Here is a 13,735-nt window from a genome sequence, read left to right on the forward strand (position 1 = left end):
CTTCTTAACTCATAATCCCTTTAATCATAAAGAATACTGCTGCTGAAAGGCAAGCTGCAGCAGGTACGGTTACAATCCATGCGGCAATGATTTTTTTCACGGCATCTCGTTTGACATACTTCACACGTTTGGCTGCCTTAAAGTTTCGTTTGTCTTCTCTGACCTCTTCAACTTTATCTTCAATAAGTTTATAAAGTTCCACAATTCTTTGGTAATTTGCTTTAGATTTTTTCTCTAAACCTTCTAATGTAACCAGCTCTTCTTCATACGCTTCAAGTACTTTTTTATCTTTTTTAAACCGTTTTCTGGCTTTACTGATATACATGCTTTCACTTGAATCTAAATATTCTCGCAAAAATCCAACCCCAAATACACCCCCAACCGCAATGTGTGTAGAAGAGACAGGCAATCCCAGTTGAGATGCTAAGATAACCGTAATGGCTGCTGCCATAGCAATAGAGAAAGCTCGAACTTGGTCAAGTTCCGTGATTTCACTTCCCACAGTTTTTATCAGTTTTGGTCCATACAATGCAAGTCCAATAGCAATACCAATAGCACCTACTGCCATAACCCATACTGGAATCCCTACTTTGGATGAGATACCATGGCTCATCACTGCATCATTAATTGCCGCCAATGGCCCAATTGCATTCGCCACATCATTGGCTCCATGAGCAAATGAAAGCAATGCTGCAGCAAAAATCAAAGGAATAGTAAATAAAGAGTTGACATCTTCTCGAGAGTTTTTAATTTTATTTGAAGCTTTATTGACCATTGGTTTGATAAGAAAGTAAGCGGTAATAGCAATGAGCAAACCAATGATAGAAGCGGTTAAAAAGTTGACCTTTACAAGGTGTTTGATCCCTTTTAAAATCAAATAGGTTGAAAATGCCCATGTCATCACTGCAATTAAATAAGGAACAAATTTCTTTGCAGCTTCAATCATATCTTTTTTGAATATGATATTGCGTTTTATAAAATAGAGAAACCCTGCAGCGATGATACCTCCAAGAACAGGTGAAATCACCCAAGATGCAGCAATTTTACCCATGGTTCCCCATGATACGATTGAGAAACCAGCCGCGGCAATTCCTGCTCCCATGACACCACCTACAATTGAGTGTGTTGTTGATACAGGAGCACCCACGGAAGTTGCAAAATTCAACCACAATGCTGCAGAAAGAAGCGCTGCTGTCATGGCCCAAATAAAGATATCAGGATTGGTGATTAAACCTGGATCAATAATCCCTTTTTTAATTGTTTTTACAACTTCTCCACCAGCAATAAATGCACCACCTGCTTCAAACACTGCGGCAATCACAATTGCCCACATCATCGTCATGGCTTGAGACCCCACAGCAGGTCCCACGTTATTGGCCACATCATTTGCACCAATGTTCATGGCCATATATGCACCAAAAACAGCACCAATGATTAAAAATGTATTGTTTTCAACTCCACCGTGTGAAGCGTAACTGTAAATAAATACAACGGCAATAAAAAGCAGTGCCAACGACAACTTTGCAAACCCTGGAAGCGACTGATCTGTCGCTCTGTTCATCTTATCAATGGTATTAATATCCACACTTTCCCTTTTGTAATTCTTTTGTTACTCAAATTTGGCAGTATTATAGTGGGAAAATATTTAGTAAACCTTTAAAAAAGCTTAAAGTTTTTATGGATAATGTAGTGTATTTATTTTTTTTCTCTATATTTTATGACTCAGAAATTTGAAAATTTATGTGCTATTTATCCTCTTTTTTCTTCTTTTTAGAAAAGCCTGCACCTTTTTTCTCTTTTTTTTGCAGTTCTAAGTTTTTGATGAGTTCTTTGTAGTCGATGTTATGCTCTTGCATTGTAGCAAAGCATTGAGCAATCACAGCGATTGCATTAGGAACTTCTTCTTTCTTTTTATAGGCTTGAATATTCTTTTCATTCACTTTTATTAAGTTTGCAAATTTTGGGAGGGTTATCTCTGCATCAAGCAGCAGTTTCTTAAAATCAATAAAAGTCATAGAGTTTCCTTATTAGAGTTATCAAATCATACAAAAAACTCTATAAAATATTACTAAAATATATAAAAGGATGGTTTCTTTAGTATAAAGAAGAGGGGTTTACCCTCTTCTTGGTCTTCGTGAACGTGAACTGTTTGCATTTCTGCTGTTAGAGTTTCTTCGGTTTCTGGTATAACCACCTCGTCCTCCACGCCCTCTTCTGTTATTTCGATCATCATCTCGGTCACTTAGAACTCGCTCATATAATCGTTGAATATCATTTTCTGACTTACCGATGTAGTTATTCCCTTTAACGAACGTATCGTTTGATAACATTGATGCAAGTTTAAATGCAATGGTAGAGATATCAAACTCCTCTTTTAAGTCTTCTAAAAGAGCATACACACTGTCATGAACCTCTTGATCTCTGATTTTTTGAACCAAAGAGTTCACTTTTTTCTCTTTTACGCTTTTAATGTTTGGAATCACTTTTGCTTCCAATTTTCCACCCGTTGCTTTTTGGATTTTTTGAATCATTCTGAACTCATGAGGTGTTACAATCGAGATGGCCTTCCCCTCTTTTCCTGCTCGTCCTGTTCGTCCAATTCTATGTACGTAAGATTCACTGTCAAATGGTAAGTGGTAGTTGAATACGTGAGTAACGTCATTTACGTCCAGTCCACGAGCCGCAACGTCTGTTGCAATTAATATCTCTAATCGACCTTTTTTAAATGCATTGATGGCTTCTTCTCTTTGTCGTTGCTCCATATCACCATGAAGTCCTTTAGCACTGTACCCTTGAGATACTAAAAATGTAGAGAGTCTGTCTACTTCTTTTTTTGTTCGACAAAAGATGATTGATTTTTCTGGATTTTTAAAGTCATACAGACGAATCAAAGCATCGTCTCTTTCATGCTCATCGACCACATAAAATGTTTGTGTGATTTTATTGTTCGTTACTTCACTTTGTGTAATTGTGATAAACTCTGGTTCTTTTAAAATTGATTGTGCTAACTTTTTAATTGCCGTTGGCATCGTTGCAGAGAAAAGAAGTGTTTGACGCTCTTTTGGCATGAACGTGAAAATCTCTTTGATATCATCTAAAAATCCCATATCCAACATCTCATCGGCTTCATCTAAAATCACATATTGTGGTTTAATATCAATTTTTTCCCCTTTTAGAAGGTCTAAAAATCGTCCTGGCGTTGCAACAATAACACTGGCATTATCAATGTGCTTAAGTTGTCGTGAGTATGATTGTCCACCATAAACAGTGGCTGTTTTAATGTTCAGAAACTTTCCAAATCTGAAAATTTCATCTGAAACTTGCATTGCAAGCTCTCTGGTTGGTACGATTACAACAGCTTCAACACTGCCATCACACGTTAAGTTGTTTAAAATTGGTAAGCCAAATGCAGCGGTTTTCCCTGTACCTGTATGTGCTTGTCCTACAATATCTTTCCCTTTCAATACTACAGGAATCGCGTCTTGTTGAATAGGGCTTGGTTCTTTAAAACCTGCTTCATCAATCGCTTGTTGCAGTTTTGCTTTGAAATTAAATTCTTGAAATGTCATTTTTTACCTTTTGTGTATTCTCTGTATATCAGAGCTGATTAAAAAATACACCTATATATGACCAAGTAGTAGTAACAAAATTGCATTACCAATATAAACGGAAGTGTTTTGTTGTATCTAAACAGTTTTTGAAGTTTGATTCGCACAAACGAAAGCATATAATTGTGTATATTTTGGCGAATTATAGCCAAAGCAAATAAAGGTAAGCTTTAAGAAAAAGGCTAATTGCCTTTTTCTGTCTCTAAGTCTTCGAGTTTCTTATAACCCTCAAGATATTTTGTGTCGTAGTTATTGTTGATAAAATCTTTGTTTTCCATCATTTTAATATGGAACGGAATGGTTGTTTTAATGCCTTCAACTTCAAACTCATTAAGCGCACGTTTCATAATCTCAATGGCTTTGTTTCGATCACGTCCCCAAACAATCAGTTTCCCAATCATTGAGTCATAGTATGGAGGTACCACGTATGTTGTATAGATGTGTGAATCTACACGTACATTTCGTCCTCCCGGAACCATCCATTGTGTGATTTTACCTGGGCAAGGCAAGAAAGTGTTAGGATCTTCTGCTGTAATTCTACACTCAATGGCATGACCTCTGAATTTGATGTTCTCTTGTTTTGGTAACTCTTCACCTTCAGCGACTTTAATCATCCACTCAATAATATCAAGTCCTGAAACCATTTCCGAAACAGGGTGTTCTACTTGAAGTCGAGTATTCATCTCCATGAAATAGATGTTTTGTTTATCATCTGCTAAGAACTCAAATGTTCCTGCACCTTCATAGTTTAAGTATTTTGTTGCTTTTACTGCTACATCATGTAAATGCGCTCGGGTCTCATCATTTAATAAAATAGCAGGTGATTCTTCAATCACTTTTTGATGCCGTCTTTGAAGTGAACAATCTCTTTCACCTACGTGAATCGCATTTCCATGAGAATCACCAATAACTTGAACTTCAATGTGTCTTGGGTTATTGATGAATCGCTCTAAATACATGGTACCATCACCAAATGCTGCTAAGGCTTCACTTGAAGCGGCTGTAAAGAGTTGTTCAAATTTATCTTCAGACTCAATCAGTCGCATACCTCGACCACCACCACCTGCAGCAGCTTTGGCCATGATAGGATACCCAATCTCTTTTGCAACTTTTTTTGCATCTTCTAAAGAGTGTACCGCACCATCCGAACCAGGAACAACAGGAACACCTGCTCTGATCATCTCCTCTTTTGCTTTTGATTTGTCGGCCATCTTTTCCATTACATCCACGGATGGACCAATGAATTTAATATTGTGCAATCGACAGATTTCAACAAAATCTTGGTTTTCAGATAAGAAACCATATCCAGGGAAAATCGCATCACACCCCGTCATCTCAGCTGCAGTAATAATTGCAGGGATACTTAAGTATGACTCTGTTGATTTTGCGCCACCAATACATACAGCTTCATCTGCGTGCTTCAGATACGATGCGTTTTTATCACCTGCTGAGTAAACTGCAACAGATTTTTTACCCATCTCTCTAATCGTTCTAATAGCACGTTGTACAATTTCACCTCTATTAGCGATTAAAATCTTTTTGATTTCTGCCATGATTAAATCTTTTCAACAGCAAATAATGGCATATCGTACTCTACTGGTTCACCATCATCAACCAATATTTTTAAAATTTTGCAATCGTACTCTGCCTCTACCTCATTCATGATTTTCATTGCTTCTAAAATACAAAGTGTTTGACCTGCTTTGACTGTATCACCCACTTTTACAAATGGTGCAGAGTCCGGAGACGGTGCTTCATAATATGTACCTATCATTGGTGCATTGATTGTATCTCCACTTACTGGTGCTGCTTCTGCTGCAGGTGTAGGAGCTGCTACAGGTGCTACTGGTGCTGATGCCACTGGAGCTGCTACTGCAGATGGAGCTGATTGTGCAACTGTTACTACACCTTCAAGTCCTTTACCCATAGAGACTTCAAACTCACCCTCTTTTACTTTTAGTTTACTTAATTCACTTTTGTCAAAAAGTTTAATTAACTCTTTTATCTCTTTAAAATCCATTCCTAACCTTTTCCGAAATTTTTTGATATAATACAAGAAAAATTATTAGAATTCAATAAAGCTCGTCTTAATCAATTTTGCTCATTTTTATTAAAATACGACATTTTTTGTACATTATTAGCATAAAATTGAGAGCTTTTGAATGAATTTCGTCCATTTTTTAAAACTTTGTACGCCAAGAAAAGGAAGCAAATGATCAGCGATAAAGCATTCATAAATATAGCTCACGAAATAGCCAGTGCCTCAAAATGTGTCTCAAAACAAGTGGGTGCCGTGATTGTAAAAGAGGGTCGAATTCTCTCAACAGGATACAATGGAACCCCAACGGGTTTTACCAATTGCAGTGCACATTGGAAAGGTGAATATACCCCTGAACATCATGAATGGTCAAAAACCTATGAAATTCATGCCGAGATGAATGCAATTATTTGGGCTGCAAGAAAGGGTATCAGCATTGAAGATGCCACCATTTACGTCACTCTTGAACCATGCAGTGAGTGTTCAAAAAACTTAATTGCTTCAGGTATTAAACGCATTGTTTATGACAAACCCTATGAAAAGAACAACTCTGAAGTGATTTCACAATTTATTAAAGATAATGGCGTTGTCATTGAACAAATTAAAGAGTAATGTTTAAAATCAACAATAAAAAATTCTATTCAAAATCCATCAAAGAGTTTGGAGTCAGTGCGCAAGGGGTACACTGGAGTACTCAATTCTCACAGTACAAACGCTTTGAAGTATTGTGTAATTTTCTTGAAAAAGAGGAGCTCCGAAACTCTCATATTATTGATGCGGGATGTGGATTTGGAGAGTTTTATAACTTTTTACAAAAAAGAGAACTCCTGCCAAAAGAGTATTGTGGCATTGATTGTGAGGCACAGATGATTCAAATCTCTCAACACCGTTTCCCAAAAACAACATTTTATGTCAAAGATATTTTAAAAGATAACTTACCCGTTGCTGATTATTATATGTGCAGTGGGGCCATGAACCTTTTACCTAAACGCCTTTTTTTTAAATTCATTGAACAGTGTTATCATCAGAGCCAAAAAGGCTTTATTTTTAACTTTTTAAAAAAGGACAGCTTCAACCATATTGATCCTCACAATGTCATTGAGTTTTGCAAAGAGCTCAATGGTGATTATTTCCTTGAAGAGAACTACTTACAAAATGATCTATCAATCTTTTTAAAAAAATCGTAATATCATAACAATATCATATTGATTGTGTACTATTTTCATATTAAATAAGGGTAACTCAAAAAATCAATGTGTTCATAGCTTTAGAGTTGCTCATGAAAAGGATTTTACAATGAAGATAGGTCTTTTTATTCCTTGCTATATGAATGAACTTTATCCACAAGCATGTATGGCAACACTAAAAGTCTTAGAAAATCTTAATTTAAATGTATCATACCCCATGCAACAAACCTGTTGCGGTCAACCCATGGCCAACTCAGGTTGCGCCAAAGATGTCAAAGAGTTGGCGTACCATTTTGTCAATACCTTTAAAGATTTTGATTACATTGTGGCACCCAGTGGTTCTTGTGTTGCAATGGTTAAAGAGCATTATGCAGAGTTTTTTGATGACAACAGTGATTATGAAAAAGTCAAAACTTCTATTTATGAAATCTGTGAATTTTTACATGACATCATAAAAGTTGATTCTTTTAATGTATCTTTTCCTTACAAAGTAGGCGTTCACAACTCTTGCCATGGACACCGAGAGTTGAAACTCGCCAGTTGCAGCGAGTTACACCTTCCTTGTTATTCCAAACTTAAAGCATTGCTTGCTAAAGTAGATGATATTGAGATTGTTGAGTTAGACCGAGACGATGAGTGTTGTGGTTTTGGAGGTACGTTTGCAGTAACGGAAGATGCAATTTCTGCAGCCATGGGCAAAGACAGAATTGCTGATCACATAAGACACAATGCCGAAGTCATGACCGGAGCAGATATGTCCTGTTTGATGCACATGGAAGGGTTAATCAACAAAGAGAAACAACCTCTTAAAGTGATGCACATCACACAAATTCTAGCAGGGGAGCGTATCTGATGAATCATCCAAAACAAGCAGCAAAATTTGTAGCCAATGATGAAAGAATGCATTGGCACGACAAAGCCCTATGGTTTGTTCGACAAAAACGTGACTTAGCTTCAAGAACGCTTCCAGAGTGGGAGAAGTTGCGTGCGTATGCCAGTGATATTAAAACACATACCATGAGCAAATTAGACACCTACTTAGAAGAGTTTGAAAAGAACGCTTTAGCCAAAGGCATTCACATACACTGGGCGAAAGATGCCTATGAACACAATGAGATTGTCTATAATATTTTACGAGAAAACAACGTTAAAAAAGTAGTCAAATCAAAGTCAATGCTCACAGAAGAGTGCCATCTCAACCCTTATTTAGAAGAGCGTGGGTTAAAAGTGATTGATACTGATTTGGGTGAGCGTATTGTTCAACTAAGAAAAGAGCCCCCTTCACACATCGTTTTGCCTGCTATTCACCTTAAAAAAGAGGATGTCTCAGATACATTTCACACCTTTTTAAAAACCGAAAAAGGCAACAGTGATCCTACTTACTTAACGCGTGCTGCAAGAGAACACTTACGAGAAGAGTTTTTAAGTGCTGATGCAGGCATTACAGGGGTGAACTTTGCCATCGCTCAAACAGGTGGCGTGGTTGTATGCACCAATGAAGGAAATGCCGATATGGGTGCCAGTTTACCTAAACTGCACATTGCGTGTATGGGAATTGAAAAAGTAATTCCACGATTGGAAGATTTAAGTGTCTTTACACGACTTTTGGCACGAAGTGCAACCGGGCAACCTATTACCACTTACACTTCACACTTTCACCAACCCATTGAAGGAGGTGAAATGCACATTGTCATTGTCGATAACAAACGAACACCCTTTTTACAAAGTGAGACATATCAACAATCATTGAACTGTATTCGATGTGGAGCCTGCATGAATACATGTCCTGTGTACAGAAGAAGTGGTGGTCACTCATATGGGTACGTCATTCCTGGTCCTATTGGTTCCAATTTAGGAGCATTTAGAAACCCCAAAGAACACAATACACTCCCATTTGCGTGTACTTTGTGTGCGTCATGCACCAATGTATGCCCCAGTAAAATTGACTTGCATAAACAACTCTATGCACATCGACAAGATTTAGGAGAAGCTGGGTTAATTGACTCCAAAAAAGCAATTGCCATGAAAATGACAGCATGGTTAATGAAACACCCGTCTCTTTTTAACTTTGCAGGAAAAGTAGCACGAAGAGTCGTACCACTGCTTCCTGATGCGTTAATTTACAACAAAAAAAATGTATGGGGGAAATACAGAGAGATGCCTCACATGCCAAAACACTCATTTAAAGAGTTGTATAAACAAAATCATAAGGAGTCATAATGTCAAGAAAATCAGATATTTTAAATGCCATCAAAGAGAATAATATCATTCAAGAGATTCCCCTTCCCAATATTGAAAGCTTTGGTATTACGTTTGACAATAAATTCCAACACTACAATGAAGTCATACAAAGTGTGGGAGGAAAAGCGATACAAGCAACGCCAGAAAGCTTAGATGAGACGATTCAATCTCTCTATCCTGAGGCCAAGTTGATCGCTTCAAATGTGAAAGAGTGTACCTTAGGCAATGTTCAAGCCAATGAAAAAATGACACCTCATGAACTCAAAGATTTGGATTTGGCCGTTGTGAAAGGGGAGTTTGCAATAGCCGAGAATGGTGCAGTGTGGATTAAAAATTCAGACAATCGACACCGTGCTTTATACTTTATTGCACAGAATATTGTTATAATAGTTCCTAAAAATGAGATTTTAAATAATATGCATGAGGCGTATGAACGTATCGATTTTGATAACGCAGGGTACGGATGCTTTGTTTCAGGACCATCAAAAACTGCTGATATCGAGCAATCTTTAGTCATTGGAGCGCATGGGCCTAAATCAGGTTACGTCATTTTTATTTAGAATCCCTCAAAGGAAAGAGGATTGTTTCGCTTATATTGTTTACTGCTCTTTTTAACGCTACACCTCTTTGCTGCCACACAAAAAGAGGTGCTTTTACTTCACTCGTACCACAAAGGATACAAGTGGAGCGATGATATTTCCAATGCCATTGAAGAAAAATTAGAGCACAGAAAAGACATCAATATCTCAACGGTATATATGGACACCAAAAAAATCGATACCCCACTTTATTATTCCACGTTATTAAGCCTCTTTAAACAGCAGTTTGAAAACCGACGTTTTGATTTGATTCTTGCCAGTGATAACAATGCCTTAGATTTTTTAAACCAACACCAAGAGGAACTTTTCCCCAATACTCCGATACTTTTTTGCGGTATCAACAACTTCAACAGAGAAATGATATCGAACTTAAACAAGGTATCAGGAGTAGTAGAACAGGTTGATTTAAAAGGAAATTTTAAGCTTATTTCACAATTGCATCCCCATTTAAAAAAACTCATCATCATCAATGATCACTCCAAAACGGGGTTGGGGATTAAAAAAGATTTGCAACCGCTCATAAAAGAGTACTCTAAAAAGTTCACGATTGAATATCTTGATGACATGGACATGAATCAACTTAAAAACAAAGTCTCTAAAGAGAGTCAAGACACCGTTTTACTCTTTGTGTTACTGTTTAAAGATAAAACGGGAGAGTTTTTCACCTATAAACAGAGCCTCAAACACATCAAAAGCATCAGTGACGTACCCATTTATGGATTGTGGGATTTTTACTTAAACATGGGGGTGATTGGAGGCTTGGTAACTTCAGCCAAAGCCCAAGGAGAAGCCGTTGCACAAATGGCAATTGAAGTATTGGACAATAACAATATCAATGACATTCCTATTTTACAAAAATCGCCCAACCGATATATTTTTGATTACCATGAACTCAAACGATTTGGTATTGATATTTCACAATCACTTGATGAGTATAAAGTCATCAATGAACCTATAACCATCTATAAACAACATCGTAACTTTGTGGTGTTAACTCTGTTGATTATTCTTATTCTTTTTATCATTGTATTGATCATGCGTGCCAATATTCAACGACGAAAAAAGCTTGAAAAAGACCTCTCCAATCGAATCAAATTTGACAAAGTGCTTTTAGACACCCTACCCAATCCCATTTACTATAAAAATACCGACGGAAAACTTTTAGGTTGCAATCTCAGTTTTTCAAAGCTTTTTAACACCCCTAAAGAAGAAGTTGTAGGCAAAACCGCGTTCGATTTTTTCCCTGAAGAGATTGCTGCTAAAAATGTACAAGTGGATAAAGAATTATTAAAAACCTTTGGAATTAAAACTTCTGAGCTGACGTTGCATTTTAATGACCGAATGCGTTACTTTATTCTCAATAAAGCCGCCTATGAGAGTATTGATGGCAGTGTGGGGGGAATTGTGTGTATCATGGATGATATCACTGAACGAGTTCAACAAAAGCAGTTTTTAATTCAACAAAGTAAACTTGCTGAAATGGGAGACATGGTCGCTGCCATTGCACACCAATGGAATGAACCCTTGGTAGAACTCTCTGCACAAGTGCAAGACATTGCACTTTCACATCAACTCAATGAGCTTAAAAGTGAGCAGATGAATGCCTTTGTGCATGACTCCATGGTGCAAATTCAATACATGTCAAAAACTTTAAGTGATTTTAGAAACTTTTTAAAACCCTCAACCAAAAAACAACTTTTTTCAATTGAAAAATGTCTCAATGAGATTTTTGAAATCATTGGCAAACAGATTTTCTACTCCAACATCCATCTCCATATTGAATATGTGAATAAAAATGAAGATCTTTTGATTTATGGTTACGAAAATGAGTTTAAACAGGTGTTATTAAACATCATCAATAATGCAAAAAACAAAATCATGGAGCTTGGTTTGGGTGCCAATGAGAAAAAAAATATTACAATAAAAATATACAGTACCAACCACTATAATATCATTGAGATTGCAGATAATGCAGGAGAAATTCCTGCCAATATTATTGGAAATATCTTTGACCCTTACTTTACAACTAAAAAGCAAGGAACAGGGTTTGGGCTTTATATGGCAAAAGTCATCATTGAAGATAAAATGCAAGGAAAAATTCGCGTCAAAAACGACAACCATCAAGTGGTATTTACCATTAAAATGCCCAATCAATACAGAGAGTAAATAGTATGAAACTGCTGCTTTTAGAAGACAACCAAAAACTTAACGAAACGATCACCAAACGACTCAACCTCAAAGGCTACAGCGTCGATGCCTTTACAGATGGCATGCATGCGTATAACAACATTGATGAAGGCTATAACTGTTTTATTTTGGACATCAATGTTCCCAACTTAGATGGCGTGAATTTGCTTAAACGTATTCGTGAGTTTTACAATGATGTGCCTGTCATTATCATCAGTGCATCTGTTGAACTGGACATTATTAAAGAGGCGTATGATTTCGGCTGTAACGACTATTTAAAAAAACCTTTTTTTATTGATGAACTCGAAATCAAAATTGACAAACTCTGTAACATCAGTAATGATATCATCTATTTTGACACACAATGCTACTTTGATTTTAAATCCAGTATTATCTCCTGTAACCAACAAGAGCAACGCTTGACTAAAAAAGAGCGCCTTTTATTAAATCTTTTTTTATCACACAAAAATCGTTTAGTCACCTTTGATAATATTCAAAACTATGTCTGGGAAGGCAGTATGGCTTCTTTGGAATCGATACGTTCTTTGATACGACGCCTTAGAAAACTGCTGCCTAAAGAGTATATTCAAACCATTGTAGATACCGGTTATATATTTAAAACGACATAAAAATTACATAATAGAACAAAAATATCATACCGTTTTCATTTTGTATAGTTACAATTTAATTTGAAACTAACAAAGGAGTTTACATGAACATGTTATTAAAAGCAACTAAGCTTACAGTGGCTGCAGCATTGATTGCTGGTTTAAGTACAGCTGCAATGGCAAAAGAGCGAGTTTACAAGTGGAGTTTAGCGACAACTTGGGGACCAACACTCTCACCATTTATCGATTCACCAAAGAAAATGGCGGAAATGGTTAAAAAAATGTCTGATGGACGACTTATCATTGAAGTAGACGCATCGAATAAACATAAAGCCGCTTTAGGTATTTTAGATATGGTTAAAGGTGGTCAATATGAGATGGGGCACTCTGCATCATATTATTGGAAAGGTAAAGATATTGACCTGCTACCGTTTACCACCATGCCATTTGGTATGACAGCTCCTGAGCAATATGCTTGGTTCTACTATGGTGGTGGAATGGAATTAATGCAAAAAGCCTATGCGAAACACAAAGTTCTTTCATTCCCTGGTGGAAACACAGGTAACCAAATGGGTGGATGGTTCAGAAAAGAGATTAAAACGTTAGATGACCTCAAAGGTCTTAAGATGAGAATTCCTGGATTTGCGGGTGAAGTTATGGCAAAATTAGGATTAACCGTAACGAACATTGCTCCAGGTGAACTGTATACCTCTTTAGAGAGAGGAACCATTGATGCACTTGAATGGGTTGGGCCTGGAATGGACATCAAAATGGGATTTCATAAAATTGCTCCTTATTATTATACAGGATGGCATGAACCAGCAACAGAGTTACAATTCTTAGTCAATGAACGTGCATTTAAAAAATTACCTGCTGACTTACAAGAGATTTTAGTAACCGCCATGAAACTTTCATCATATGACATGTATATCCAAAACTATGACATGAGTGCGCAAGCATGGTCTGAGATTGCAACGGAATATCCAAATATTAAAATTAAAACATTCCCAAAATCAATCATGGATGCAATGAAAAAAGCAAATGCAGAACTTTTAACAGAGATGGCTCAAGGTCATCCACTATTAAAAGAGGTTTTAGATTCACAAGCAGCGTATCAAAAGAAAGCCAGAGTTTGGACAGAAATGTCAGATTACCTCTATTTAAAAGACAACTTATAAAAAATAGTCTACAATCCCTTTTAGGGATTGGGACAAATAACCCAACTGAGCATATGATTTATGTTCAGTTGACTTATTAAGGGATTTAA

13 protein-coding genes are annotated in these 13,735 nt (G+C 36.8%); 8 read left to right on the forward strand and 5 right to left on the reverse strand.

Annotated elements, in window-relative coordinates; translation table 11 throughout:
* Positions 1–4 precede the first annotated feature (4 nt).
* The 5 genes from CRV04_RS05760 to accB form a co-directional block, all read right to left on the reverse strand.
* Entirely contained in the window at positions 5–1,585 is a 1,581-nt protein-coding gene (locus CRV04_RS05760) for an inorganic phosphate transporter (protein WP_228126487.1), read from the reverse strand.
* Between the two features lie 160 nt (positions 1,586–1,745).
* Positions 1,746–2,015 carry a hypothetical protein gene (locus CRV04_RS05765; RefSeq protein ID WP_128995873.1) on the reverse strand — a complete coding sequence of 90 codons (270 nt, stop codon included), beginning with the start codon at positions 2,013–2,015 and terminating at the stop codon, positions 1,746–1,748.
* A 99-nt stretch (positions 2,016–2,114) separates the two neighbouring features.
* On the reverse strand, positions 2,115–3,569 hold the full coding sequence (locus tag CRV04_RS05770) for a DEAD/DEAH box helicase (RefSeq protein WP_128995874.1): 1,455 nt from the start codon (positions 3,567–3,569) through the stop codon (positions 2,115–2,117).
* A 221-nt stretch (positions 3,570–3,790) separates the two neighbouring features.
* Entirely contained in the window at positions 3,791–5,161 is a 1,371-nt protein-coding gene (locus tag CRV04_RS05775) for an acetyl-CoA carboxylase biotin carboxylase subunit (protein WP_128995875.1), read from the reverse strand.
* 2 nt (positions 5,162–5,163) lie between these two features.
* Entirely contained in the window at positions 5,164–5,628 is a 465-nt protein-coding gene (gene accB, locus CRV04_RS05780) for an acetyl-CoA carboxylase biotin carboxyl carrier protein (protein WP_128995876.1), read from the reverse strand.
* Between the two features lie 192 nt (positions 5,629–5,820).
* Here accB and CRV04_RS05785 point away from each other — a divergent pair, with 192 nt between their 5' ends.
* From CRV04_RS05785 to CRV04_RS05820, 8 genes are all read left to right on the forward strand, one after another.
* Positions 5,821–6,258, forward strand: coding sequence for a deoxycytidylate deaminase (locus tag CRV04_RS05785; RefSeq protein ID WP_128995877.1), 438 nt, complete (start codon positions 5,821–5,823; stop codon positions 6,256–6,258).
* Complete coding sequence (locus CRV04_RS05790; RefSeq protein WP_128995878.1) at positions 6,258–6,833, forward strand: class I SAM-dependent methyltransferase; 576 nt, start codon at positions 6,258–6,260, stop codon at positions 6,831–6,833. The genes CRV04_RS05785 and CRV04_RS05790 overlap by 1 nt, the downstream gene beginning before the upstream one ends.
* A 109-nt stretch (positions 6,834–6,942) precedes the next feature.
* Positions 6,943–7,686: a (Fe-S)-binding protein gene (locus CRV04_RS05795; RefSeq protein WP_128995879.1), complete on the forward strand. Its 744-nt coding sequence runs from the start codon at positions 6,943–6,945 to the stop codon at positions 7,684–7,686.
* On the forward strand, positions 7,686–9,053 hold the full coding sequence (locus CRV04_RS05800) for a lactate utilization protein B (RefSeq protein ID WP_128995880.1): 1,368 nt from the start codon (positions 7,686–7,688) through the stop codon (positions 9,051–9,053). The genes CRV04_RS05795 and CRV04_RS05800 overlap by 1 nt, the downstream gene beginning before the upstream one ends.
* Entirely contained in the window at positions 9,053–9,634 is a 582-nt protein-coding gene (locus CRV04_RS05805) for a LutC/YkgG family protein (protein ID WP_128995881.1), read from the forward strand. Before CRV04_RS05800 ends, CRV04_RS05805 begins: the two co-directional genes overlap by 1 nt.
* Before the next feature lie 21 nt (positions 9,635–9,655).
* Complete coding sequence (locus CRV04_RS05810) at positions 9,656–11,839, forward strand: ABC transporter substrate binding protein (protein ID WP_128995882.1); 2,184 nt, start codon at positions 9,656–9,658, stop codon at positions 11,837–11,839.
* A 5-nt stretch (positions 11,840–11,844) separates the two neighbouring features.
* Entirely contained in the window at positions 11,845–12,489 is a 645-nt protein-coding gene (locus CRV04_RS05815) for a response regulator transcription factor (RefSeq protein ID WP_128995883.1), read from the forward strand.
* Between the two features lie 83 nt (positions 12,490–12,572).
* Positions 12,573–13,646, forward strand: a complete 1,074-nt coding sequence (locus tag CRV04_RS05820) for a TRAP transporter substrate-binding protein (RefSeq protein ID WP_128995884.1) — start codon at positions 12,573–12,575, stop codon at positions 13,644–13,646.
* Positions 13,647–13,735 lie beyond the last annotated feature (89 nt).

The sequence above is a fragment of the Candidatus Marinarcus aquaticus genome, assembly GCF_004116335.1.
Taxonomy (GTDB): Bacteria; Campylobacterota; Campylobacteria; order Campylobacterales; family Arcobacteraceae; genus Marinarcus; species Marinarcus aquaticus.